At 61.1% G+C, this 24,658-nt stretch carries 21 protein-coding genes; 20 read left to right on the top strand and 1 reads right to left on the bottom strand.

The window, feature by feature from the left end:
* Positions 1–25 precede the first annotated feature (25 nt).
* The 3 genes from QM685_RS15205 to QM685_RS15215 all read left to right on the top strand — a co-directional run bounded on the left by QM685_RS15205 (position 26) and on the right by QM685_RS15215 (position 3,654).
* Positions 26–1,465, top strand: a complete 1,440-nt coding sequence (locus QM685_RS15205; RefSeq protein WP_415117185.1) for a basic amino acid/polyamine antiporter — start codon at positions 26–28, stop codon at positions 1,463–1,465.
* Between the two features lie 124 nt (positions 1,466–1,589).
* Complete coding sequence (locus tag QM685_RS15210; RefSeq protein WP_415117186.1) at positions 1,590–3,017, top strand: basic amino acid/polyamine antiporter; 1,428 nt, start codon at positions 1,590–1,592, stop codon at positions 3,015–3,017.
* A 190-nt stretch (positions 3,018–3,207) separates the two neighbouring features.
* Positions 3,208–3,654 (top strand): Fur family transcriptional regulator, encoded by a 447-nt coding sequence (locus QM685_RS15215; protein ID WP_415117187.1) that lies wholly within the window; start codon positions 3,208–3,210, stop codon positions 3,652–3,654.
* Between the two features lie 51 nt (positions 3,655–3,705).
* On the opposite strand, the gene QM685_RS15220 is transcribed toward QM685_RS15215, so the two are convergent.
* Complete coding sequence (locus QM685_RS15220) at positions 3,706–4,602, bottom strand: LysR substrate-binding domain-containing protein (protein ID WP_415117188.1); 897 nt, start codon at positions 4,600–4,602, stop codon at positions 3,706–3,708.
* A 150-nt stretch (positions 4,603–4,752) separates the two neighbouring features.
* Here QM685_RS15220 and QM685_RS15225 point away from each other — a divergent pair, with 150 nt between their 5' ends.
* The 17 genes from QM685_RS15225 to tssL all read left to right on the top strand — a co-directional run bounded on the left by QM685_RS15225 (position 4,753) and on the right by tssL (position 24,646).
* Positions 4,753–5,934 carry a M20 aminoacylase family protein gene (locus QM685_RS15225; RefSeq protein ID WP_415117189.1) on the top strand — a complete coding sequence of 394 codons (1,182 nt, stop codon included), beginning with the start codon at positions 4,753–4,755 and terminating at the stop codon, positions 5,932–5,934.
* A gap of 84 nt (positions 5,935–6,018) precedes the next feature.
* Positions 6,019–7,206, top strand: coding sequence for a porin (locus tag QM685_RS15230; RefSeq protein WP_415117190.1), 1,188 nt, complete (start codon positions 6,019–6,021; stop codon positions 7,204–7,206).
* Between the two features lie 70 nt (positions 7,207–7,276).
* The gene (locus QM685_RS15235) at positions 7,277–8,617 is read left to right on the top strand and encodes an MFS transporter (RefSeq protein WP_415117191.1); all 1,341 of its coding nucleotides are present in this window, start codon (positions 7,277–7,279) and stop codon (positions 8,615–8,617) included.
* A 51-nt stretch (positions 8,618–8,668) separates the two neighbouring features.
* Positions 8,669–9,058, top strand: a complete 390-nt coding sequence (locus QM685_RS15240; protein ID WP_415117192.1) for a BON domain-containing protein — start codon at positions 8,669–8,671, stop codon at positions 9,056–9,058.
* Between the two features lie 1,153 nt (positions 9,059–10,211).
* On the top strand, positions 10,212–10,859 hold the full coding sequence (locus tag QM685_RS15245; RefSeq protein ID WP_415117282.1) for a response regulator: 648 nt from the start codon (positions 10,212–10,214) through the stop codon (positions 10,857–10,859).
* A gap of 270 nt (positions 10,860–11,129) precedes the next feature.
* Positions 11,130–11,666 (top strand): fimbrial protein, encoded by a 537-nt coding sequence (locus QM685_RS15250; protein WP_415117193.1) that lies wholly within the window; start codon positions 11,130–11,132, stop codon positions 11,664–11,666.
* 91 nt (positions 11,667–11,757) lie between these two features.
* On the top strand, positions 11,758–12,531 hold the full coding sequence (locus QM685_RS15255) for a fimbria/pilus periplasmic chaperone (RefSeq protein ID WP_415117194.1): 774 nt from the start codon (positions 11,758–11,760) through the stop codon (positions 12,529–12,531).
* Between the two features lie 177 nt (positions 12,532–12,708).
* Positions 12,709–15,387, top strand: a complete 2,679-nt coding sequence (locus QM685_RS15260) for a fimbria/pilus outer membrane usher protein (protein ID WP_415117195.1) — start codon at positions 12,709–12,711, stop codon at positions 15,385–15,387.
* A 74-nt stretch (positions 15,388–15,461) separates the two neighbouring features.
* Complete coding sequence (locus tag QM685_RS15265; RefSeq protein ID WP_415117196.1) at positions 15,462–16,016, top strand: fimbrial protein; 555 nt, start codon at positions 15,462–15,464, stop codon at positions 16,014–16,016.
* A gap of 28 nt (positions 16,017–16,044) precedes the next feature.
* Positions 16,045–16,755: a DotU family type IV/VI secretion system protein gene (locus tag QM685_RS15270; RefSeq protein WP_415117197.1), complete on the top strand. Its 711-nt coding sequence runs from the start codon at positions 16,045–16,047 to the stop codon at positions 16,753–16,755.
* Positions 16,752–18,350, top strand: a complete 1,599-nt coding sequence (locus tag QM685_RS15275) for an OmpA family protein (RefSeq protein WP_415117198.1) — start codon at positions 16,752–16,754, stop codon at positions 18,348–18,350. The genes QM685_RS15270 and QM685_RS15275 overlap by 4 nt, the downstream gene beginning before the upstream one ends.
* A 201-nt stretch (positions 18,351–18,551) precedes the next feature.
* Positions 18,552–19,103: a type VI secretion system contractile sheath small subunit gene (tssB, locus tag QM685_RS15280; RefSeq protein ID WP_415117199.1), complete on the top strand. Its 552-nt coding sequence runs from the start codon at positions 18,552–18,554 to the stop codon at positions 19,101–19,103.
* A gap of 46 nt (positions 19,104–19,149) precedes the next feature.
* Positions 19,150–20,652: a type VI secretion system contractile sheath large subunit gene (gene tssC / locus QM685_RS15285; RefSeq protein WP_415117283.1), complete on the top strand. Its 1,503-nt coding sequence runs from the start codon at positions 19,150–19,152 to the stop codon at positions 20,650–20,652.
* A gap of 128 nt (positions 20,653–20,780) precedes the next feature.
* Entirely contained in the window at positions 20,781–21,263 is a 483-nt protein-coding gene (locus tag QM685_RS15290) for an Hcp family type VI secretion system effector (RefSeq protein WP_415117200.1), read from the top strand.
* Positions 21,264–21,402: 139 nt separating this feature from the next.
* The gene (gene tssJ, locus QM685_RS15295; RefSeq protein ID WP_415117201.1) at positions 21,403–21,948 is read left to right on the top strand and encodes a type VI secretion system lipoprotein TssJ; all 546 of its coding nucleotides are present in this window, start codon (positions 21,403–21,405) and stop codon (positions 21,946–21,948) included.
* A 5-nt stretch (positions 21,949–21,953) separates the two neighbouring features.
* Entirely contained in the window at positions 21,954–23,303 is a 1,350-nt protein-coding gene (gene tssK / locus QM685_RS15300; RefSeq protein WP_415117202.1) for a type VI secretion system baseplate subunit TssK, read from the top strand.
* Complete coding sequence (gene tssL, locus QM685_RS15305) at positions 23,300–24,646, top strand: type VI secretion system protein TssL, long form (protein WP_415117203.1); 1,347 nt, start codon at positions 23,300–23,302, stop codon at positions 24,644–24,646. Before tssK ends, tssL begins: the two co-directional genes overlap by 4 nt.
* The last annotated feature ends 12 nt before the right edge of the window (positions 24,647–24,658 follow it).

A 24,658-nucleotide genomic window follows, 5' to 3' on the forward strand; every position in this document is an offset into this window, starting at 1 on the left:
AATCAGCTTCTCTGAATGGTGCACGATGACAACAACCCAGGTCGAGACGAAACTGTCGTTGCCCGCATTGACCGCGATGGTCGTCGGATCAATGGTGGGCGCGGGGATTTTCTCGTTGCCGCGCAACTTCGCGCGCGCAACCGGACCGTTCGGCGCGGTCATCGCATGGTGCGTGGCGGGCATCGGCATGTATGCGCTGGCGCGCGTTTTTCAGGCGCTTGCCGAGCGGCGGCCCGAACTCGATGCCGGCGTGTTCGCATACGCGAGAGCGTGCTTCGGCGACTATGCGGGCTTCCTGTCCGCGTTCGGCTACTGGATGGCCGGCTGCTTCGGCAACGTGTCCTACTGGGTGTTGATCAAGTCGACGCTCGGCGCCTTCGTTCCGGCATTCGGCAACGGCAATACGGCAATTGCGATCATCGTGTCGTCGGTGGGCATCTGGCTGTTCCATCTCGTGATGCTGCGCGGCGTGCAGCAGGCGACGATGATCAACACGGTCGTCACGGTCGCGAAGGTGATTCCGATCGTGCTGTTCATCATCATGCTGATCGTGCTGTTTCGCGCCGACATGTTCCGCGTGAATCTCTGGGAGGGCAGCGCTGAAATCGGCGCGGGCCTCTTTTCGCAGGTGCGGGCGACGATGCTCGTCACCGTATTCGTGTTTGTCGGCATCGAGGGCGCAAGCGTGTACTCGCGCTATGCAAAGAAGCGTTCGGACGTCGGCACCGCAACGATCACCGGCTTCGTGGCCGTACTGTGCCTGCTGGTCCTGGTGACACTACTGCCTTACGCAACGCTGCCGCGCGCCGATATCGCGGTGATGCGCCAGCCGTCGATGGCCGCGGTACTCGGCGCGCTGCTCGGTCCGTTCGGCGTCGTGTTCATTAGCGTGGGGCTGATCATTTCGATTCTCGGCGCCTACCTCGCGTGGTCGCTGATCTGTGCCGAGGTGCTGTTTGCCGCCGCTCGCCTGGAGACGATGCCGCGCGTGTTCGCGCGGCAAAACGAGCGCAAGCTGCCGGTCGCCGCAATCTGGCTCACCAGCTCCGTCGTGCAACTGTTCGTGATCAGCACGTACTGGTCGAATGACGCGTTTGCGCTGATGCTCAATCTGACGAGCTCGATGGCGCTGATTCCGTACTTTCTCGTGGCCGCATACGGCATCAAGGCCGCGCGCCACGACAGTGCGCAGAGCGGCGGCGTCTTGAGCGGCGCGTTGCGCAACGAATATTTCATCGCGGCGTTCGCGACGCTGTACACGGCCTTTCTGCTGTTCGCGGGCGGCGTCAAATTCCTGATGCTGTCGGCGCTGCTCTATACACCCGGCACGGTGCTGTACGTGCTCGCCAAACGGGAGCGCGGCCTGCGCGTGTTCTCCAGAGCGGAGTGGGTCATTTTCGTCGTCGCGGCCTGCGGCGCGATTGCCGCGCTGGTTGGTCTCGCGACCGGCACGATTGTCATCTGAACGGTCGATCATCGTACTCGCACGTGCGCGGTTCATTCGCCGCCGTCGCGAGCGCAGCGTGTTGCATATGTGTCTGCATTGAAGCGGCGGGATCGGACCGAATTCGTGGGAGAACGTTCGCACGATGGACAAGCGCGTCAGACTGTCTGCTCCGGGCCTGATGGCGATGGTGATCGGCTCGATGGTCGGGGTCGGTATTTTTTCGCTGCCGCAGTCGCTCGGCAAATATACCGGCGTCGTCGGTTCGCTGATTAGCTGGACGATCACCGGCACCGGCATGCTGACGCTCGCGCTGATCTTTCAACGGCTCGCGTGGCGCAAGCCCGAACTCGATGTCGGCGTCTATACATATGCGCGCGTCGGCTTCGGACGCTACACGGGTTTTCTGTCGGCATTCGGTTACTGGTGCGGCAGTTGTCTCGGCAACGTCACCTATCTGGTGCTGATCAAATCGGCGCTGGCGATCGTCGTGCCCGCGTTCGGTGCCGGCAATACGCTGAGCGCGATCGTCAGTTCGTCGGCCCTGATCTGGGTGTTCCACTTTCTGATTCTGCGCGGCGTAAAAGGCGCGTCGATACTGAATGCGTCGATGACGGTCGCGAAAGTACTCGCGATCGCGCTCTTCGCGGTGCTCGTGCTATCGAGCGTGAAGTGGGATCTGTTCGTCGCCAATCTATGGACGAGCCCCGGGCAGTCGGCAGCCGGTCTGTTCGGCGAGGTGCGCAAGACGATGCTGGGCACGGTCTTCGTTTTCCTCGGCGTCGAGGGCGCGAGCGTCTATTCCCGCCATGCGCGCGAGCGGCGCGACGTCGGCGTTGCGACCGTTCTCGGCTTTCTCTGCGTGCTTGCGCTGATGGTCATCGTCACGTTGCTGTCGTATGGCGTGTTGCCGCGCGAGCAGATGGGCGCGCTGAAAAATCCGTCGATGGCCGGCGTGCTGAGCGCCGCGGTCGGCGGCTGGGGCGCGGTGGTGGTCAAGCTCGGTCTGCTGCTGTCGGTGCTCGGCTCCTACCTTGCCTGGACGCTGCTCGCCGCGGAAATCCTGCACGCCGCGGGCAGGAGCCGAACCATGCCCGCGTTTCTCGCGAAAGAGAACCGCAATCACGTACCGGTCGCCGCGCTATGGATGACGAGCCTCGTCATTCAGGCGTTTCTGCTCGTGACGCTTTTTTCCAAGGAGGCGTTCACGCTCGCGAAGGAGTTCACGACGTCGATGAATCTGATTCCGTATCTGCTCGTCGCCGGCTATGGGTTGAAGCTCGCGTCGAGCGGCGAATCGTATGCCGGACAGCATTGGGCGCGGCGCGTCGACTTCATGCTCGCGCTGGCCGGCTGCGTCTATGCAGTGTTTCTCGTGTACGCCGGCGGGCTGCGTTATCTGCTGATGTCCACCGTGCTCTATACGGCGGCCACCGCCTGGTTCTACATCGCCGAGCGCCGCAAGGGAAAGCGGCCGGTCTTTACGCTGCTCGAGCGTTGCCTCTTCACCATCGTGCTGTTCGCCGCGCTGATCGCGTTTGCCGGTCTCGTGCGCGGCCACTTCGCCGCGTAAGACGGCGCCTCCCGTCGCACGCCGGAATCGCCGCTTAAGGTTCTCTTAAGGATGCGGCTTACATAGTTTGGTGTTTCGCCGTCGGCCCCGCGTGACGGACGTTGGCCGTGCCGGCCACCTCTTCGCATCGACCGGCAACGGCGGACATTTTCCGCGGCTCGACCGTTCGGCCCGCGTTGCCATTACGTCCATGAACATTCACCGAATTCTGGAGCGAGCCGGTTTGCGGCCCACGCTTCCACGCGTTCTCGTGCTGGAGTTTTTTCATCAGCACGCGCACGAGCATTTCAGCGCGGAGCAGGTTTACAAGAGCCTGAATGGCGAGACGCGCAATATGAGCCTGGGGACGCTTTATCGGGCGCTGGGTCTGCTCGTCGATAACAAATTGCTGAACAGCGTGGCGCTCGGCGAGGAGCGCCTCGTCTACGAGCTGAACGACGGCAAGCCGCACGATCACCTGGTATGTACCGCGTGCGGCGGCATCCGCGAGTTCTTCGACGAGCAGATCGACGAGCGGCAGCGGGCGATCGCCGGTGAATTCGAATTCGAGGTATCGGGACGGCAACTGGTGCTGTTCGGCCTATGTGCCGAATGCAGAAAAGGCCGGGTGCTCGTGAGAACGGTGACCAGGAAATAACGCGTGGCGGGGCCGCGCATCCGGCACCGCCGCGCGAGCGGATGGTGCGGGTCACATGCTCGCGGCGTTGCGGATGCAACGAATGAAATAGTCGGCCGGACGCGTGAAGATCGCGCCTTCGCGCTGCATCAGGTGCAGCCTCGCCGCACGCGAGGTTTCGATGAAGTCGAGCTTCTTCAGATGCCCGGTCGCGTTGACCAGTTCGAGCGTGTGCGACGCCCACCCCATGACCACGTCGATACTGATCGCGAGGCTGTAAAGCAGCGATTGCGACGTGCAGCGCGTGATCCGTCGCGGCACGGGCAGATTTTTCCGCGTGAACAGACCCGCGATGAATTGCGGATATTCGTCGGTCGTATCGGAGTGCACCCATTCGGCGTCGCACAGATCGGCGAGCGACTTCGCTTTAGCCAGTTCGCCGTTTGCGCGCACCGCAAACGCAAGCGGAAAAGTCATCAGCTCGGAAGACACGATCGACGGATCGGGGCTCGCCTCCACCGCGGCGGCCAGGGCGAAATCGAGCGAGCCCTGGCGCAACTGGTCCTGCAGTTTCGTCGCGTTGAATTCGAGAAATTCAACCGTGATGTGCGGCATGTCCTGACGAAATCGCGCATACGCATCCGGCAACAACGTGAGCGCCGCAAGCGGCGTCACACCGACCGTGACGCGGCCTTCCTGCGCGCCTCGTTCCATCGCCATCTGCTGCTCGGCCCGCCACAGTTCACCGACGATCAAGCGGGCATGCCGCAGCAGCGATTCCCCTGCCTGCGTGAGCGCAACGCCATTGACACTGCGGCCGAACAGCGTGAGGCCGATATCGCTTTCCAGCTCCCGAATGGCCTTGGTGACGGCCGGCTGACTGATGAACAGCGCGCGCGATGCACCGACCACCGTGCCATGATCCGCGACGGCCACGAGTGCGCGAAGTTGGTGTAGCTTGATCGCCATTATTACCTTAGGGTAAATACTATAACCAATGGTTATCGGCATAAAACTTTATCATGTTTTTCTCCGCCGCCGATCCCCTAGACTGACTCCCAATTCGCGCGAACACCTTGTAACGCGCGTGTTTTACGGGCCTGCAAGAGGAGATCGGCGTTGTCCCAAAACATCAATATTGACCCCGCGATTCGCGAGCAGGCGGCCGAGTTCGTCGAGTTGCGCCGTCGCATCCATGCCCATCCGGAGCTGGGATTCGAAGAAGTCGAAACGAGCCGGCTCGTCGCGGAAAGACTGAAAGCGTGGGGCTATGAAGTGACCGAGGGGATCGGGGGCACGGGTGTCGTCGGCCGTCTGAAACTCGGTGACGGCGCGCGCGCGATCGGGATCCGCGCGGACATGGACGCTCTGCCGATCATCGAGGACACCGGGCTGCCGTACGCGAGCAAGGTGCACGGCAAGATGCATGCATGCGGTCACGACGGACACACGGCGATCCTGCTGGCCGCCGCGCGTTACTTTGCGCAAACGCGCCGCTTCAACGGCACGCTGAACCTGATTTTCCAGCCGGCCGAAGAAGGGCAGGGCGGTGCCGTGCGCATGATGAAGGAAGGTCTGTTCGAGCGCTTTCCCTGCGATGCGGTGTACGCGCTGCATAACGCGCCGGGCGTGCCGGTCGGGATGTTCATCGTGCAGAAAGGCGCGATGGCCGCGTCGGGCGATATGGTCACGATCAGGCTGACCGGCAAGGGCATTCATGCGGCGATGCCGCACCTCGGCCGCGATCCGATCATTGCGGCCGCAAGCATCGTGATGGCATTGCAGACCATCGTCGCGCGCAACGTGTCGCCGGGGGACTCGGCGGTCGTCACGGTCGGCGCGATCCAGGCGGGCACCACGCACAACGTCGTGCCGAACACGGCCACGATCTTGCTGACGGTGCGCGCGCTCAATACGGAAGTCCAGCAACTGATCGAAACGCGTTTGCGCGAGATCGTCGAGAGCCAGGCCGCCAGCTTCGGCATCGGCGCGGAAATCGACTATCAGCCGGTCACACGCGTGCTCATGAACACCGGGGAGGAGACGGAGCGCGCTCGCGCGGCCGCCGCCGCCGTGGTCGGCGCGGGCAATATCCTGCCGCTGCCGCCGGGCATGATGGGCGGCGAGGACTTCTCGTGGATGCTCGAGCAGGTGCCGGGCTGCTACGTCGCGCTCGGCAATGGGCACGAGGGCCACGGCAGTTGCATGATCCACAACCCCGGCTACGACTTCAACGACCAGGCGCTGCCGATCGGCGTCGCCTACTGGGCCACTCTGGTCGAGCAATACCTCACGGCCTGACATTCGCCAATTCGTCAATTCGCTTTTCGCCGACCGGCGTGTCGCTGGGGCGGCTGCAAGACTACGTCCATATCGGGGAATCACATGAAATATAAGAAGACCGTTTGTGCCGCGGCAGTGGCGCTGTTTTCCCACGCCGCATGGGCTGATTCGTATCTTCAGCAGTTGCTGTCCCAATGGCCGTCGATGCAAAGCGCGATCCAGCAGAACGGCATTTCGCTCTATGGTGCGGTCGACATGGGCCTCAATTTCCAGAGCGTGAGCGGCAATTCGCGCTGGCAGACGCAGAGCGGCGGCGTCCATACGTCGCAATTCGGCTTGTTCGGCCGTGAAGATCTCGGCGGTGGCCTGAAAGCGGAATTCAATCTTGAAAACGGCTTCATGGCGAACAACGGTACGTTCGGCACCAGCAATACGCTGTTCGATCGCGCCGCATGGGTCGGCCTCAATTCGGCGACGTGGGGCGTGGTGCGCTTCGGCCTGCAACCGACCGCGACCTTGCCGCAATTCATCGATCCGTTCGGCGAAGTGACGACGAATTCGGTCGTCACGTGGCTCGCCGGCGGTGCGGTACAGACGCCGAAGGGCATCGGCTACAACGCCAACCTCGGGCCGGGCTCGAGCCAGGTGCTGGTGCGCGCGAGCAACGCGGCGACATGGACCACGCCGCGCATCATGGGCTTCGGCGCGACGTTCCTGTACGCGTTCAACGGTCAGCCGGGCGTGTCGCCGAACGCGTCGAACCAGGGCGTGGTCGCGTCGTGGACGAACGGCAAGCTGTATGTGTCGGGCGCGTATAACCGCGTGTGGAGCGCGCCGGTCGAGACCGCGTCCGGCACGCAGACCGTGCGCAACGACATCTACGGCGTGTCGGCGATCTATGACGTCGGCAGCTACATGCTGTCGGCCGCGTTCCAGCAGGTCGCGCCGAAACTCGAAGGCAACGGCATTGCGCGCGCTTACGTGATCGGCGCGACGGTGCCGTGGGGACGTAATGCGGTGCGCGCGTCGGTGGTCTATCGCGACACGTCCGGCGTGCGCGATGCCGAGGGCGAACCGGCCAGGGATTCGGCGCTCGGCGTGATGCTCGGCTATGACTATTCGCTGTCGAAGCGCACGTCGCTGTATGCGCGCGCCGGTTTTATCCGCAACTACGGCATCTCCACCGTGATTCTGAACAGCAATCCGCTGCCGCTTCAGACGGGCTCGGCGTCGCCCGAACTGGGCACGACGCCGCTGACGGCCTCGGTGGGCATCTATCACCTGTTCTGAGTCGAAGGTTCCAGGCTGGAACCGGCGTCGCGTTGATCGCGCTTTCCTTTGCATCGGAAGAGTCACACGTATGAAGACCACCTGCCCACCCATTGCGCCGTCGGGCGATGCGCGCGCCGTCGCCGTGCCGGATGTTGCACCGGACGTTGCCTCGAGCAATGTGTCGCAACATTCGACGCATCGCCGGATCATCCTCGCGACGTCGCTCGGAAACGCACTCGAGTTCTTCGACTTCACGGTCTACAGTTTTTTCGCGGCGCTGATCGGCAAGCTGTTCTTTCCGGTAGGCGGCTTGCACGGGCCGTTGCTGCTGTCGTTCGCGACGTTCGGCGCCGGTTTCGTCGTGCGGCCGATCGGCGGAATCGTGATCGGCACGTACGCGGACCGGCGCGGCCGCAAGGCCGCGATGACACTGACCATTCTGATGATGGCGCTCGGCACGGCCATCATCGGTCTCGCGCCGACCTACGCGCGGATTGGCGTGGCCGCGCCGCTGCTGATCGTCGCCGGCCGTCTGATCCAGGGATTCTCGGCGGGCGGCGAAGTGGGGGCGTCGACGACGTTCCTGATGGAATCGGCCGCGCCGGGCACGCGCGGTTATCTGGTGAGCTGGCAACTCGCGAGCCAGGGCGCATCGGCGCTCGCCGGCGCGCTGTGCGGGATGCTGTTGACCCATGCGCTGACGCCCGCCGCGCTCGAAAGCTGGGGCTGGCGCGTGCCGTTCCTGCTAGGGTTGCTGATCGGCCCGGTCGGGCTGTATATCCGCAGCCATCTTCACGAGACGCTGCATGCGGGTCCTGAAGCGCATGCGAGCGCGGCCACGCCGGCGCGCCACGACGTGCGCCGGATCGTGCTCGGCACGCTGCTGATGATCGGCAGCACGTCCTCGATGTACCTCATCGTGTTCTACCTGCCGGCGTGGTTGACGCGCTTTGCGCATGTATCGGGCGCGGCGGCGTTTCTGCCGAGCGGTCTCGCGGGACTCATACTGACCGTCGCATCGCCGTTCTGCGGCAAGCTGACCGACCGGCTGAGGTCGCGCAAACCCATTCTCCTCGCGACGAGCGTCGTCAGCGTACTCGCGCTTTATCCGGCGTTCGCGCTGATGCTTCACGCACCGGCGATGCTCACGATTCTCGCCGCCGTCGCGCTTCTCATCGGTCTGTGGGTGATCGCGAATCCGGCCGGCTTTTTGCTGTTGCTCGAAGGCTTTCCGCGCGAGATGCGCGGACGTTCGCTCGGCATCATCTATAGCGTGGGCGTGACGCTGTTCGGCGGTTTCGCGCCGTTCGTGGTGACCTGGCTCATCGGCGCGACGGGCAGCGCCTATGCGCCGGTCTGGTACATGGCGGCGTGCAGCCTCGTCAGTCTCGCCGCGCTGACCGTATTCGATGAACGCATCACCGATTAACCGCCGGAGTCATCGTCGATGTCATCCGGCCATAGACGACAGGAGAAAAAAATGAACGCAAAGACATTACTCGCACTGATGGGCGCGGCGGCGATCGTGTTCGCTTGCCTCGATGCGCAAGCGCAACCGCAGTCGGCCGGTTCGAACGCGGCGGCGCAGGCCGCGGCGGGTTCGTCGCAAACCCCGGCCGAGCTCAAGGCGGCCAACCGGCAACTCGCGCGAGACATCCGCCGCGCGTTCAGAGGCGCGAGAGCCCAGGGGCTGCGCGCCAGCAACATCACGATTCGCGCGAATAACGGCGTAGTGACGCTGACGGGCAGCGTACCGACCGCGGAGCAGGTCGATCTTGCGACCAACATTGCGAAAGGCGTGCCCGGCGTCGCCTCCGTGACTAGCCGCGTTGCCGTGCGCAAGGAGTTGAGCGGACGGGGCAGCAACTAGCCGTATGGTCTTTAAAGACGGGCGACGACGGAGCCTCCGCCTCGCCTGTCCGCCTGGACTCGTTGCGTACGAGGATCGAGACCAGACGAATTCGCACACCATCTCATCTTTCATACAGGTCAAATTTATTGATCGGCTTTCGGCCGCCAGAATCAATTCGGGAGTCTTGAGCTTTCGAATTCCGTTGGTCGCAATATTCAGCAGATTGCGACACCGTGAGGAGGCCAGAAATGGAAATGTTCGGGAAAGTAAAGTGTGCGACAACGCGGGCGCTACTCGCGTTCGTGAGTCTGACCGGGAAGGAGGAGCGGCAATTCATCTCGACGATGAACCTGCTGCTTCAGGCGTCCCCTAAGCGACGAAAAGAAATGATCGACCAGATCAGGGAGGACGCTTCACGAGGCGCAGACATGCCTGTCGATGCGTTCGCACATGGGAATGGTGGAGAGTAGTGCGCGGGTTGCATGACGGATGTCGAGCGGAGCGGGTTGAATTCGCGCCGGCTCCCTTCCGTAGGGCAATATCAGAATTTTCTGAGTTTATCTGTTCTTCGCGTGCCATAGAATTCATACCCATGTCGGACTGGAACGGTTCAATTCACTGCCGATGGGCAAGAGGTATCGAGCCAGTGCGGCTTCCATACCCGACCTATATGGCGTCAAGTACGGATATTCCGTCCTGGTTTTTTGATGCAACCGGCGTCTTCACGGCGCGTTGCCGGACAAAGGCCCGCATTCCGATTCTATTCGTTGGTATAACGCCGAAACAAACGGGCTAATGGTGTTTCCCTGAGTTGTGCAGGCCGGGCTGACGTAATGTCCAGAGTCGGTACATCCGGGAGACACCATTCCTTGGTGCGTCGGTGGCGATCATCAGAATCCGGGAAAGTTAATCCGAGGGCGATCGGAAATGGCCGCAATCGGGCTTGAGTCGCCTGCTTTGAGCCGGGCGCCTGATCGCCTGATTCGTGTCAAGTTGGTTGGTATGGCGTGGCGTGTATGTTGCAAGCTTGTGTGACTGATCATATAAAAATATTTCGGCAATGGCTTTTATTCGGTCCAGGTTGACAAAACAGGACGTTGCCTTTCGATAGCTTTATACATGCGCGCGGTGTGGCATGGAAAGGTTTCGCCAGCTTGGTCATGGAGTAAAAGTGAGGAAAATACGAGTAGGCATTGCCGACGATCATCCATTTATCCTACTGGGTGTCGAACATATTCTGCGGTCCTGTCCGGACATCGAACCTTGCTTTAAAAGCGAGAGTATCGGCCGGTTGCTTGACCTGCTTGTCGAGGTTCCGGTAGATGTCCTTCTGTGCGACTACGAATTCGAGGGCGATCCCTACGCGGATGGCCTGAACCTTCTTGACCGGATTCGACGCGTCGCTCCCGCTACACAGGTCGTATTTCTGAGCGGTCATTGTTCTACCTATATCGTTTCCGCGGCGCTCAACGCGGGGGCTGCGGGCTTCATCGGCAAGGGACGCGAGGGTTTTATCCATCTCGCCGCCGCGGTTCGTACCGTCAGAAGCGGCAACACGTACCTGCCCGATTCTCTCTCGGACAAGATGCTGTCCGGGGTGAGTCACACCGCTGAAAACGGCGTCTCCCGCGGTGTGTTGTCTGAAAAAGAAGCGACTGTCGTAAGAATGATCTGCGACGGCATGTCGATCGGCGCGATCGCCGAACGGCTCAAGCGCAGTCCGAAGACCGTGAGCAATCAGAAGAATGCCGGAATGAAGAAGCTCGGTGCGAAGAACGACGTCGAGCTTGTCACGATCATGCGCGAGTACTGCTCGTAGACTTCATCGCTCGTAGTTTTTCGCCGGTCCGTTCCAGCGGCATCTTTTCGTTCTCTTCACTCTCCCACATTTCCGTCGATCTGGCCGCGGATGCGGCCAGGTACTCGGCACATCTCTTACCGGCTGATCGAGTGGACATTCATTTTGGGTAACGGCCCATTAACAGCGCTCCATCGCGATGACATCATTCCTCTACCTTGAAGATCGCTGAACACCTCGGCATTACCAAGGTTCGTAGTTGTAGATAACAGAAGGAAGAGGAATCAATCCATGAAAAAGCAAGTCACGCAACTGATGCTCGCACTGATGGGTCTGTCTGTCGCGCCGATGGTTTTTGCGCAAGCGGCACCGGGTACGGGCCAGGTAACGTTCAATGGCGAGCTGATCGACGAAACGTGTGTGATCAACGCCGGCGACGAAGACAAGACGGTTACGCTGCCTACCATTTCTACCCAGTCGCTCACTGCCGCCGGGCAAACCTACGGCTCCAAAATGTTCGATATTTCGGTATCGAGTTGCCCGGCGTCGCTGAAAAGCGTTGCCGCGCATTTCGAGACGACGAATATGAATCCGGATACTCGCAATGCCATCAATCAGGCTAGCGTTTCGAAGGCCGGGAACGTTGAAGTGCAATTGCTGGACCGCGATGGCACGACTCCGATCAAGCTCGGCAGCACCGGTACGTTCGTTCCTATCGATGCTTCCGGTACTGCCCAGATGAGCTACGGCGGCCAGTACTACGCAACGGACAAAACCACGGCGGGTTATGTGACGGCAATCGTTCGCTATACGTTGGCATATCAGTAAGCCAATCAGAGCTGAGTGACATCGGGTTGTTCTTCCATTCGGAAGATGACCCGATTTTACGTCTTGGTTATTCAGTCGCTTGGAGGGGCGTATGCGCTCAACGAAGTTCCGTATTCTGATGGTTGTCGCAGTCATCTGCAGTGCGGCCAATTATGCCGCACAGGCGGCCATCACGATTACCGGTACACGAGTCATCTATCCGGCCCAGAACCGCGAGGTCAATGTTCGACTGAACAACGTCGACAATCGCCCCGTGCTGGTTCAGGCCTGGCTGGACGATGGCAATTCCGCGGCTGCGCCCAATGAAATCAAGGTGCCGTTCACACTGTTGCCGTCAGTGTTTCGAGTCGAGCCTCACAGGGGCCAGGCTTTGCGCATTATGTTTACCGGCGGCGACATGCCGAAAGACCGCGAGTCCGTTTATTGGCTGAACGTGCTGGAAATTCCGCCTAAGCCCAAAGACGCGGATGATCGCAACATGATTCAGCTTGCGTTTCGTACTCGCATCAAGATGTTCTATCGGCCGGTATCGTTGCTCGACGATCCGACGGCGGGACGCGCCAATCTGAAATGGCATATCGAGTCCGGCGCCAAAGGTGAACGCGTTATACGGCTGGACAATCCGTCGCCTTACTACGTTTCCATTGGCAGCGCCGAAGTGGCAGCGGGAAATAGCAAAGTTTCCCTGCGGCCTGACATGGCGCCGCCGTTCGGCCACGTCGATCTCGTACCGGAGGAAGGAAAGCTCGATATCAAAGCCCCTGCGGCGATTTCGTACACGGTTCTGAACGATTTCGGCACGCCGATCAAGGATTCTGCAGAGGTCCAGGCAACTCAGAACACAGAAGTGCAGAAAAACCAATAAACGAATTACGGGATATCGGGCGTGCGGAATAAGAAAGCGGCAGTAGGATCGGTATTAGGTAGCTTCCCTTTCAGATGTCATCCGTTGGCTTGGGCGGCAATCGTAGCGTCAGGGTGCTGGGCATTCTCCGCGGATTCCGCGTTTGCCGCGTGTTCGACGGACAGCTCGGGCGCGGAGATGACCGGCGATTGTACCGCCCCCGAGTTGCCGCAACAGGCCGTGGAAGCTGGTTCGGCACTGCCTCCTGAAGGCATGACCGCCAAGGCGCCGTTTCCCGACGCAGCTCCGGTGGAGACCCCTCAGGAAGTCGAGTTCAATCCTGCGTTCTTCACCGGCAACGTCGCCGATCTGTCGCGCTATACGCGAGGCAACCCGGTTGCGCCCGGCCTGTATCCGCTCGAATTATTCGTCAACGGCAAGAAGCGTGGGCGCCTGGAAGTCCTGTTTCAGGAGGTGCCGGGTTCCGATATCGCCGCACCATGCTTCACGATGTCCGGTCTGGACCGAATCGGTGTCGATACCAGCCGCGTAATCGAGCGGCTCAAGGAAGCCGGCAGGAATGAACTTGATGCGACGGAGTCTTCGTCGCTGTGCCTCCCGCTGGCGGAAGTGGTGCCGGGATCGGTCGCGTCGTTCAACACCGCTGATCTGCAACTCGATCTCTCGATTCCTCAACTCGAGTTGCGTAAGGAAGCCGCGGGATACGTCGATCCTTCCCGGTGGGATAACGGCATCAATGCGGGTTTCCTGCAATACAGCCTTGCCAGCTATGCCAGTCACCAGAACGGTAACGGCGCGGATCTGAACAGCGTCTATCTCGGCCTGCAGAGCGGGATCAATATCAACGGCTGGCGTCTTCGTCAGTGGTCCACGGCAAACTGGCAAAACCGCTCGCCGGATGCGCATTGGCAAAATGTTGCGCTGTTTGCGCAGCACGACATCACGGCGCTCAAGAGCCAATTCACTATTGGCGACAGCTCGACGAGCGGCGACGTATTCGACTCGTTCAACGTGCGTGGCGTGCAGATTTCCAGCGACGACCGCATGCTGCCGGATTCGATGCGTTCCTACGCGCCAGTCGTGCGCGGCGTGGCTGACACCAATGCACGCGTCACGGTACGCCAGAACAACATCATCGTGGCCGAGACCAGCGTGCCCCCAGGGCCGTTCGAGCTGAGCGATCTGCCGGCTACCGGCTACGGCGGTGACCTTCAGGTCACGATAACGGAAAGCGATGGCCGTCAACGAACCTTTCTTGTGCCGTTCGCCTCCGTGCCGCAATTGCTGAGGCCCGGTGTTTCGCGCTTCAACGTAACGACTGGCGTCTATCGCGACACGGTGCTCGATGTCCAGCCGTGGGTCGCACAGGTGGTTTATCAGCGCGGTGTGACGAACCTGTTGACCGGCTATACAGGCGCTCAATTCTCCGAGGGCTATTGGGCCGGCCTCGTCGGTGTCGCGCTCAATACGCCGCTCGGCGCGCTTGCGCTGGACGTGACGGCAGCCGGCACCCGTATACCCGGCGTGTCTGGCGGCCGGCCGGGTTATAGCACGCGAATTAGCTATAGCAAGCTCGTTCCTGGAACGAACACGAATTTCTCCGTCGCGGCGTACCGCTATTCCACCGCGCGCTTCTACAGCCTGCGGGATGCAATCTACGCGCGCCATAGTACGGCAGACAACGCGAATCTGTACGACTACCGTATGCGCAGCCGTCTGCAACTGAATATCAACCAGCCGGTCGGCGAGTCGAGTTCGTTTTATATCGCCGGCAGTTCGCAAAACTACTGGGGTAGCGCGAAGGGCTACGACCTCCAGTACCAGGTCGGTTTCAACAGTTCGTACAAGCGCATTTCCTATTCGATGTATGCGCAACGCTCGCGTCTGCAAAATTCGCGGCTCAGCACGCAAGTCGGCGTGAATCTCACTGTTCCTCTGGGCCGGGCCGACTCGAACAGGCACCACATGTTCGATTACCTGACCACGAACCTGTCGCGTAGCTCAGGTGGCGACAGTACGATTCAGACTACGGCTTCGGGTAACACGACCGGCGCCACGCCGATCAATTACGGCATCAACGCGTCACGGACCGTCTTCGATGGCAATCGGACCGTTTCCGCGGGCGGCTATGCGATGTACCGTGCGCCGTTCGGTACCTACAACGGCAATGTATCGGTCAGCAACCAGACGCGTCAGGCTGCGTTCAATGCCGACGGCGCGGTGGTCGTGCACAGCGGCGGCGTAACCCTGAGTCCACCGCTTGGTCAGGCGTTCGCGCTTGTCGAGGCGAAAGGGGCGGAGGGCGGCCGCATCATCAACGGCCAGGGCGCGCGTATCGACAGCAACGGCTATGCGGTGGTGTCCTCGTTGACGCCTTACCGTGTTAATACAGTGGCACTCGATCCGAGCGACGTACCGCTCGATGTCGAACTGGGCAATACGAGCGAGGAGGTGGTGCCGCGAGCCAATTCACTCGTGAAGGTGAAGATTGCGACAACCCAGGGCATGCCTATTTTCGCCGAGGTCGAAGACCAGCAAGGTAAGGCGTTGCCGATGGGCACGGAGCTGTTCGACGAATCGGAAAAATCAGTGGGCATTGTTGGTCAAGGTGGCCTCGCATACCTGCGCGGCCTCGAGGACCACGGCAAGCTGCGCGTACGTTGGGGCAACGGTCCCGCGGAGCAGTGCGTGATGCCTTACGCGATACCGGACAACAAGACGGACAACAGCCAGCAATCGGGTATTGTCGCCCGTATCAAGCTGAGCTGTGATCCGGCTCTCGTCTGGTCTCCGCCGCCGGCCAGGCGCACTACGAATGCCTCTTCGGGTGCAAACCCTGGCAATTCCCTTCAGTGATTCGCTGGCCGCGGCGCGGTAGTCCGCGCTGGCGTCGCGGTTCCGATGATCACGCCGACAGTGGAGGTCGGGAAATGAACAATATCGAGAAATACCTGAGAATTGCCGGACTGATGCTCGGTCTCATGGCCGGCATTCTGGCTGTACCCGCGACAACCAGCGCGCAGTCTTCGCCTTCCGTCAGGCTCAATTTCACAGGCACCTATGTTGGGACGACGTGCACGCTGATCGGTTCGCCCGACATGACGGTGACGTTGCCGACGGTTTCGACGCAATCGCTTTCCACGGCAGGCGCCGGCGCGAAGGACTTCACCATCATGATGAAATGCGCGAGTGGAGAAACGGGCGCACGCGTGTATTTCGAAAGTGGTCCGACGACTGATCCGGTGACCGGCCATTTGAACCCGCAGACCGTGAGCGGCGCGACGTCGGCGTCCAACGTGCAGATCAAGCTCGCGAATGCGGATGGTTCACCGATCAAGGTTGGTGACCGGTCCACGATGAAAATCATTCCGATCACGTCGACGGAACCGACGCCGGCGACCTTCTTCGCGAGCTATTACCCGACCGGCAAGGTTACTGCCGGCACGGTGAGCACTTTCGTGACTTACGTCATCGAAATGCCTTGATGCCATCCCACGACTACCCGCTTCTTCAATGACGTTTGAATCACCCGCTCCGCTGATGCGAGCGACTGCGCTGTATGCGGCATTGCTGCGTGGCGGTGCGGAGATACCTGCCATTCATGTCTGGCGTGCGCGTTGTGGCTCGCTGGTTGAGACACTTCGGCAGGCCATGCAGGATAACGAATATCCGGCGGCGGCCATCGACGAAGTCAGTCTCGCACAAAGCGTACTGCTCGACGAACTGACGTTGCGCGCATTATCACCGCCGCGACAAAACGAATGGCTGCGCGAATCGCTGCAGATGCGCTTTCATGGCCTGCGCGATGGCGCTGCGCGGGTCTGGGGGGGTATCGACGTCTTGCTTGATGGTGGCCGTCAGGACCGGGCCGCACTCGAGCTATACGGAATCCTGCTGGAACTGGGCTTTGAAGGTGGCCGAGAGGATGCGGCGGCCTGTCGGCAGCGTGTGAGGTTGGTGCTGAACCGGCTAACGCAGGGCGACGCGGCAACTTTCGCATCGGTAGTGAATGCCGCGTCGCCGTCGTCGCGCACTTCAGGTACGTCGTGCATGTCGAGCAGACCGAGCTCGCGCTGGATGGCCGCCGGTGCAATCGTCGCGGCCGTTGCCGTCATCGCTTCACTATGGATCGTGTTCAACGCCGGACTCGGCGCCTCAATCGATCGTCTGTCGCAAGCGCATGCCGGTCACGGGGGCCTTGTCCGGAAGGCACATTCATCATGACTTCCGTGGACCTCTACCGCTTGCCGCTGAGCTGGCTCGCGCTCGTCGTAATTGGCCTGACATTGCTGTGTTTGTCGCTCGGTTCTCGATCGTGGTGGCTTGTCGTGCCCGGCCTGACCTTGCTGACAGCGTTCGGCGCAGCCGCTTTCCCCGCGTGCAGGCGATGGCGCGCGAACCGCGAGGATGACGCCATTCAGCCGGACAAAGCGCGCGAATTGCCCATCATTCTCGTGGTCGGACCTTATGCCGCGTCGGCGTTTGCGCGTGGTGCGCAGGCGTCCACGTTGCGCCGTGACGGCGACGCGGTGTGGATGCTCGTCAGGACCCCGGGCGAGCTGGCGGAATCGATAGACACGATCAGGGAGGCGCATCAGCGGCTGCCGGATGCCGTGCTGATGCCCGTTGTCCCCGACGGCGACCGCGACGACGCGGTGATGCGCCGTGAATTCTCCCATTGGCGGTATGAGCTCGACAGGACCATACGCCACCGGGTGGGCGTGCTGCCTTGCCATATCGCGATCTACGCATGTCTCCGGGCCAACGGTGACACTGCCGTAGATCCCGTATGGTTCGGCGACGTCATCGACGTATCCACGGCGCGGCCTGAAATCCAGCATGCGCGGCAAGCCGTGGGCCTGATCCGTCGTGAGCTGGATCAAGCGTGGCTTGCGATGACGCAATCGGAGCTCGCTCCACGTGCGGCGCTGGGGCACGCGGTATTCGACTGGCTCGAGGATGCCGCGCTGTTGTCGATTCTTTCATCGCTCGCGAACACGGCGCCGCTGTCGTTGCGCGGGTTGTTGCTGGCCGACGTCGGATATTCGCCAGTGCGTCCCGGCGCGTGGACACGATGGCTGACCGGCAAGACGGGCCTGCAGCCATCCCTGATACCACCGAAGGCACAACCGTTGCCGCTGCCCGGGATCACTGCGCGGCGGCCTGTGCTTCAGGCCACGAAAAGTGAGCGGAGGAAACCGCGTTGGTCGGTGTCGCACACGGTGGCAGCGTCGGTCGTTCTGGTGGCTGTGTCGATCAGCGTGTCGGCGTGGATGAACAGCCGGCCTGTCACGCGCGTCGCCGGTGGCCTCGATGCTTTCCTGCACCCGCCCGTGACACAGGCAGACGCGCAGCGCGGGCGGCCTGAAACATTGCCCGGCCGGTATGCCGGGTTGGCTCGCCATGAAGACGTCGGAGTGCCGGCGCTGGAGCAGGCCGTTTCGAATTCGAATCCGCCGAAAGGCATGACGATCGACAACCTGTCGCTGTTCGACAGTGGCAAGACCACACTGAAGCCCGGTGCCGAGTCCAAACTCAAGGCCGCTCTCGATCTGATTCTCGCAAACCCCGGCAAACCAGTTCTGATCGCGGGTCATACGGATAACGTTGGCTTGAGCGCCGCGAATCTGAAGCTTTCCGAAGCGCGAGCGCGCGCTATTCGAGACTGGTTGGTCGATACGGCGTCACTGCCCGTCACGCGCTTCGCGATTCAGGGCTATGGCGACACGCGCCCGCTCGCCAGTAATGAAAATAGTCTGGGCCGCGAAATGAATCGTCGTGTCGAAATCACCCTTCTCCCCGACTCGCGCACACCCTGAAAACGGGCACATCGTCGCAACGCGGTTTCGTGTGGCGCCAGCAGTCCACTCGATCGATCCGTTCGACAGGGTCGATTTTGGGCAATCGCCCATGTCCTCCAGCAACTTCCGTACTTAATATCTTTGCTTTGCGGATCTGCTTCTCCAAAGTTTGCTGTAGCGCCGCTGGTCCTTTTCTTGAACGAATAAAGTCAGAGCAATATGCCGGTTTCCAACAGTTCTCAAAAATTCATTGCACGTAATCGTGCCCCTCGAGTTCAGATCGAATACGACGTAGAAATCTACGGTTCGGAAAAGAAGGTCGAACTGCCGTTCGTGATGGGTGTGCTGGCCGACCTGTCGGGCAAGCCGCTCGAGCCGCTGCCCGCCGTTGGCGATCGCAAATTCTTCAGTATCGACATCGATAACTTCGACGAGCGAATGAAGGCCATGAAGCCGCGGGTTGCCTTCGCGGTCCCCAACACGCTGACGAATGAAGGCCAGCTAACGGTCGACATCACATTCGAAAGCATGGACGACTTTTCGCCAGCGGCTGTCGCGAAGAAAGTCGACGCGCTTGCGCAGTTGCTCGAAGCACGCACGCAGCTCGCCAACCTGCAGACCTATATGGACGGCAAGAGCGGCGCTGAGAACCTCGTCAGCAAGGTTCTTAAAGACCCCGCGTTGCTCGAGGCGCTTGCGAAGGCGCCGAAGCCTTCGAAGTTGCCGAAGCCGCAAGCGGCATCCGCCGACGAGTCGGCAATCAACGAATGATTTGTGCTTTCAGAGCGAAAGCAGAGCCTGAACCAGTGGGGAAATGATGGCCGAACGCCAATCGAAGATTCAAGCCGAGGCAACCTCGAGCGTAACCAGTCAATCCGATTTCAACGCGCTTCTATCGCGTGAATTCAAACCGAAAACCGAACGCGCGCGTGAAGCAGTCGAAAGCGCGGTGCAAACGCTCGCGCAGCAGGCGCTGCTCACGGCTGCCACCGTGTCCGACGACGCGTATAAGAACATCGAGTCGATCATCGGTGAAATCGATCGCAAGCTGTCCGAGCAGATCAACCTGATCCTGCATCACGACGAATTCCAGCAACTGGAAAGCGCATGGCGCGGTCTGCATCACCTCGTTACGAACACGGAAACGGACGACCAGTTGAAGATCCGCTTCATGGACGTCTCGAAGGAAGACCTGCGTCGCACGATGAAGCGCTACAAGGGCATTGCGTGGGACCAGAGCCCGTTCTTCAAGCAGATCTACGAAGAAGAATACGGTCAACTGGGTGGCGAGCCGTACGGTTGCCTCGTGGCCGACTATTACTTCGACCATACGCCGCCCGACGTCGATCTGCTCGCGTCAATCGCAAAGGTGGCGGCGGCATCGCATGCGCCATTCATTACCGGTGCCGCACCATCGGTGTTGCAGATGGATTCGTGGCAGGAACTCGCCAATCCGCGTGACCTGACCAAGATCTTCACGCAAAACCTCGAGTACGCGCCGTGGAACTCGCTGCGTCATTCGGAAGATTCGCGCTACATCGGTCTCGCGATGCCGCGTTTCCTGTCGCGCCTGCCGTATGGCGTCAGGACGAACCCTGTCGACGAATTCAATTTCGAGGAGGCGACCGACGGTTCCGATCATCGTAAGTACGTGTGGTCGAACGCGGCCTATGCGATGGCGGTGAACATCAACCGCTCATTCAGGAAGTACGGCTGGTGCACGCTGATTCGCGGCGTCGAAAGCGGTGGCGTGGTCGAGAACCTCCCGTGCCACTCGTTCCCGACCGACGACGGCGGTGTCGACATGAAGTGCCCGACCGAAATCGCGATCTCCGACCGCCGCGAAGCGGAACTGTCGAAGAATGGCTTCATGCCGCTGATTCATCGCAAGAACACCGACTATGCGGCATTCATTGGCGCGCAGTCGTTGCAGAAGCCGGTCGAGTACCACGATCCGGACGCAACCGCGAATGCGAACCTGTCCGCACGTCTGCCGTATCTGTTCGCCTGCTCGCGCTTTGCACACTACCTGAAGTGCATCGTGCGCGACAAGGTCGGCTCGTTCAAGGAGCGCGACGAGATGCAGCAGTGGCTCAACGAGTGGGTCATGAACTATGTCGATGCCGATCCAGCGAATTCGTCGCAGGAAACCAAGGCGCGGCGGCCGCTGGCCGCGGCCGAAGTGGTGGTCGAAGACGTCGAGGGCAATCCTGGCTACTACCAGGCGAAGTTCTTCCTGCGTCCGCACTTCCAGCTCGAAGGTCTGACAGTTTCGCTTCGCCTTGTCGCGAAACTGCCGATCGTGAAAGAGGCAGCCTGAACTGATGGCTACCGCTTATCCGGTGATATCCGGCGCTAGCCGGTAACTGAGCGACAGGCAGGCGCTCATTAAATATGCCTGACTTCATTGAGCATCTTTAATACCTACAAGTCGCAAGGAGTAGTTTCATGGCGCAAGACATCTTTCTCAAAATCAACGGGATCGATGGTGAGTCGACGGACGCAAGCCACAAGGACGAAATCGATGTCCTGAGGTGGTCGTGGGGCGTTACGCAGCAATCCAACATGCACATCGGCTCCGGCGGTGGTGCAGGTCGCGCAACGGTCGAGGACCTCTCGTTCGAGCACTACATCGATCGTGCCACCCCCAATCTGACGCAGTACTGCCTGACCGGCAAACACATCGACGAAGCGAAACTCGTCGTGCGTAAGGCGGGTGGCAATCCGCTCGAGTACATCAAGTTCACGATGAACGACGTGCTCGTCACGGCAGTGCAGCCGTCGGGTGTGAGCGATAGCGAATCGCGTCCGATCGAAAAGGTGCGTCTGTCGTTTGCTCGCCTGAAGCAGGAGTACGTGGTTCAGAACGCGCAAGGCGGCAGCGGTGGCGCGATCACGGCAACGTTCGACATCAAGAAGAACAGCGCCTGAGTTGCATGCGTTGTCGAATCGTGATTCTCGCCGCAGTAACTGGCGAGAATCACGATGGTTGGCCAGGGTGCCGGGCTGGATGCCGCCATCCTGGTTAATTTATTCAGGGCGACGCACAAGATCACTTCGACTCCGTCAGATGGTTCCAAACTTATTTTCCCGCTTCGTAACGTGGCTACGCATTGCAGGCTGGCTGGCACTGAGCGGGGCAAGCATAGGGTTGACAGCGTGCAGCACCACACCCACTCCCGTCATCAAGGAGCAGACGAACCTGCGGTTGCGGATCGCCGCCAGCGACAACGTCAATCCGAACGAGTGGGGTAACGCGGCGCCGATCCAGGTCCGGGTCTATGAGTTGAAGTCCGCGACGGCATTCGAGAATGCCGACTTTTTCACGCTGCAGGGCGAGGACGGAAAAGTCCTTGGCGACGACGCGCTGGTCGTCGACGAATTCATTCTGCGTCCCGGTGACCGGCGCGACGTGACGCGCAAGTCGAACCCCGCGACCACGGTGATCGGCGTGCTGGCCGGCTACCGGGAGCTTGGGAAATCGGTATGGCGTGCGGTCTACCGGTTGCCCGTGGCGCCCAACGCCGCGTGGTACCGGATGGCTATTCCAGACAAGGAACAGAAGCTGATGATCCAGCTTGACCAGCGCGCTGTTTCGGTTTCAAAGACAGATTAATTTCCATGAGTTGGTATAACAAGGTTGTGTGGAGCGAAGGTCTTTTCCTGCGTCCACAGTTGTTTCAGCAGCAGGAACGGTATCTCGAGTCGCTCGCGCACCGGCGCAGCGCGCCGCTGAGCCCGTTTTTCTGGGGCTTCGGCCGGTATGAAATCGATCAGGAATCACTGGCGTTCGGCAAGCTCGTGTTCAAGAGCGGGCTCGGCGTGTTTCCGGACGGCACGCCGTTCGACGTGCCGGGCCTGACGCCGCCTCCGCCGCCGCTCACGATCGGTCCGGAACATCAGGATCAGGTGATTTACCTGGCCGTCCCGCTGCGTCTGCCCAACACCGAGGAAACGGCCTTTTCCGAGCAGAGCGGATCGCTCGCGCGCTACCTTGCCTACGACATGGAGCTGCGCGACAGCAACGCGATCGGTCAGGGGCCGAAGCCTGTCCAGCTCGCGAATCTGCGTCTGCGGCTGTTGCCCGAGAAGGAGCTTACGCAGTCATGGATCGGCATCGCGTTGACACGCGTGAAGGCGTTGCATGCCGACGGCGCCGTGTCGCTGCACAGTTCCGAGCACATTCCGCCTGTCACCGGCTGCGGTGCGAATCCGCTGCTGCGCGAATGGACGATGCAACTGCACGGTCTCGCGCGATTGCGCGCCGACGCGCTGGCCGCCCGTCTGTCCGGAACCGATGACCGTACAGGCGCCGCCGCCGAAGTGGCCGATTATCTGCTGCTACAGGTGCTCAATCGCTACGAACCGTTGCTCGAACACATCTGCCAACTGGAGGAAACCGCGCCAGTCAATCTCTATCGGGAGCTCGCGCTCTTTGCTGGTGAGCTGTCGACGTTCGTGCGCCCGCAAACACGGCGTCCGGCCGCCGCCCCCGGTTACGACCATGCGCAGCTTTACCGCAGCATCAAGCCGCTCGTCGATGAGATTCATCATCTGTTGAACCAGGTGCTGATTCGCGGCGCGCAGCCGATTCCGCTGACGGAGCAGACGCATGGCATCCGTACCGCGGCCGTGCTGCCGATCGAACTGGCCGGCTATTCGAGTCTCGTACTCGCGGTGGGCGCGCAGATGCCGCCGGAGCTGCTGCAGCAACAATTTCTCGCGCAGACGAAGATCAGCCATCCGCAACGGTTGCCGGAACTGGTCCGTTCGTTGCTGCCGGGGCTGACGATGGCGCCGCTGCCGGTGCCGCCGCGCCAGATTCCATTCAACTCGGGCTTCATCTATTTCGAGCTTTCGCGCACGGGGCCGTTCTGGGATCAGATCGCGCGCCACGGCGGTCTCGCCATGCATATCGCCGGGCATTTTCCGGAGCTCAAGCTTGAACTGTGGGGCGTGCGTCAGAAATGAGTACAGAGGCATACGGAGACGACGCGTTCGATTTTCTGACGGACGCGGACAACTCCGCTTCGGGTAAGGATCTGCCGCCGGTATTGCCGACGGAGCGTCCGTCGGCGGCAGACGTTGGCGACCAGGAGCCGGTCATCGACCCCGCCGCGTTCGATCCGCCGGAAGACCTGCAAACGCGTGTCGACCGCATGCGGGTTGCGCAGAATCCGTTGCGCGAAGCCGCGCAGCCGCTGCTGCGCATGCTGGCCGACATGCCGGTCACACTCGATTCTTCAGCCGCGGTCGCGAGCCTGCGCTCGCTGCTCGTGCGCGAAGTCACCGCGTTCCAGAAAGTCTGCGACAAGGCGAATCTGCCGTGGAAGCACGTGGCGGTGGTTCGCTACGCGCTGTGCACCGCGCTCGACGAAGCCGCGAACCGCACGCGCTGGGGCGGCGGTGGCGCATGGGCGACGCGCAGCCTGCTGATCGCGTTCGAAGGCGAAGTGGACGGCGGCGAGAAATTCTTTCTGCTGATCGGCCGCATGGCGACCGATCCCCAGGAATACATCGATGTTCTCGAAGTGCTGTATCGCATTCTCGGTCTTGGATTCGAAGGGCGCTACAGCGTGATCGTGGATGGTTCGCGTCATCTCGAACAGATTCGCCAGCGTCTGCTGACGCTTATCAGCGGCGCGCGCGACACGCTGCGTCTCGAACTGTCGCCGCATTGGCGCGGCGAGGAACCCGGCAAGATGCGGCTCCTGAGAAGCGTGCCGGTCTGGGTGACGGCGGGCATCGCCGTGTTGTGCGTGTTCTCGATTTTTGCCTGGTACAAGTACCGCCTGCTGTCCGAAAGCCACGCGCTGGAGGCGAAGATTCTCGCGATCGGGCAGCCGGTGCGGGTACAGGCGAAGGCCGAGGCGCCTGTCGTGCGTGAGCGGCTGCGCCTGTCGGTGCTGCTGAAGGATGAGGTCGCTCGCGGCCAACTGACGGTCGACGAGAACCAGCGCAGCAGCAAAGTCGTTTTCCGCGGGGACGACATGTTCGTTCCGGGGCGAAGCCGCATTCGACCGGAACTCGATCCGGTGTTGACGAAGGTTGCGCAGGAAGTGGCGCGCGTCGGCGGCCACGTCGCCGTGACGGGGCACACCGACAACCAGCCGATTCACACCGCCGAGTTTCCGGACAACCAGGTGCTGTCCGAGAAACGCGCGGCATTCGTCGCCGGCGTCCTGAAGGCGCATGGCATGCCTGCCGGTCGCATCGTCGCGATCGGCAAGGGCGATACACAACCTGTCGCGGATAACGCCACGGCAGAAGGTCGTTCCCGCAATCGACGCGTGGAAGTCCTCGTCACGCAATAACGGGAAAGCCTG

The sequence above is a fragment of the Paraburkholderia sp. genome (genome assembly GCF_047605525.1).
Lineage (GTDB): Bacteria > Pseudomonadota > Gammaproteobacteria > Burkholderiales > Burkholderiaceae > Paraburkholderia.

Bases quoted from the DNA above. Each gene is read 5' to 3' on its own strand.
- QM685_RS15205 (WP_415117185.1), top strand. From the start codon at position 26: ATGACAACAACCCAGGTCGAGACGAAACTGTCGTTGCCCGCATTGACC.
- QM685_RS15210 (WP_415117186.1), top strand. From the start codon at position 1,590: ATGGACAAGCGCGTCAGACTGTCTGCTCCGGGCCTGATGGCGATGGTG.
- QM685_RS15215 (WP_415117187.1), top strand. From the start codon at position 3,208: ATGAACATTCACCGAATTCTGGAGCGAGCCGGTTTGCGGCCCACGCTT.
- QM685_RS15220 (WP_415117188.1), bottom strand. From the start codon at position 4,602: ATGGCGATCAAGCTACACCAACTTCGCGCACTCGTGGCCGTCGCGGAT.
- QM685_RS15230 (WP_415117190.1), top strand. From the start codon at position 6,019: ATGAAATATAAGAAGACCGTTTGTGCCGCGGCAGTGGCGCTGTTTTCC.
- QM685_RS15235 (WP_415117191.1), top strand. From the start codon at position 7,277: ATGAAGACCACCTGCCCACCCATTGCGCCGTCGGGCGATGCGCGCGCC.
- QM685_RS15240 (WP_415117192.1), top strand. From the start codon at position 8,669: ATGAACGCAAAGACATTACTCGCACTGATGGGCGCGGCGGCGATCGTG.
- QM685_RS15250 (WP_415117193.1), top strand. From the start codon at position 11,130: ATGAAAAAGCAAGTCACGCAACTGATGCTCGCACTGATGGGTCTGTCT.
- QM685_RS15255 (WP_415117194.1), top strand. From the start codon at position 11,758: ATGCGCTCAACGAAGTTCCGTATTCTGATGGTTGTCGCAGTCATCTGC.
- QM685_RS15260 (WP_415117195.1), top strand. From the start codon at position 12,709: ATGACCGGCGATTGTACCGCCCCCGAGTTGCCGCAACAGGCCGTGGAA.
- QM685_RS15265 (WP_415117196.1), top strand. From the start codon at position 15,462: ATGAACAATATCGAGAAATACCTGAGAATTGCCGGACTGATGCTCGGT.
- QM685_RS15270 (WP_415117197.1), top strand. From the start codon at position 16,045: ATGACGTTTGAATCACCCGCTCCGCTGATGCGAGCGACTGCGCTGTAT.
- QM685_RS15275 (WP_415117198.1), top strand. From the start codon at position 16,752: ATGACTTCCGTGGACCTCTACCGCTTGCCGCTGAGCTGGCTCGCGCTC.
- tssB (WP_415117199.1), top strand. From the start codon at position 18,552: ATGCCGGTTTCCAACAGTTCTCAAAAATTCATTGCACGTAATCGTGCC.
- tssC (WP_415117283.1), top strand. From the start codon at position 19,150: ATGGCCGAACGCCAATCGAAGATTCAAGCCGAGGCAACCTCGAGCGTA.
- QM685_RS15290 (WP_415117200.1), top strand. From the start codon at position 20,781: ATGGCGCAAGACATCTTTCTCAAAATCAACGGGATCGATGGTGAGTCG.
- tssJ (WP_415117201.1), top strand. From the start codon at position 21,403: ATGGTTCCAAACTTATTTTCCCGCTTCGTAACGTGGCTACGCATTGCA.
- tssK (WP_415117202.1), top strand. From the start codon at position 21,954: ATGAGTTGGTATAACAAGGTTGTGTGGAGCGAAGGTCTTTTCCTGCGT.
- tssL (WP_415117203.1), top strand. From the start codon at position 23,300: ATGAGTACAGAGGCATACGGAGACGACGCGTTCGATTTTCTGACGGAC.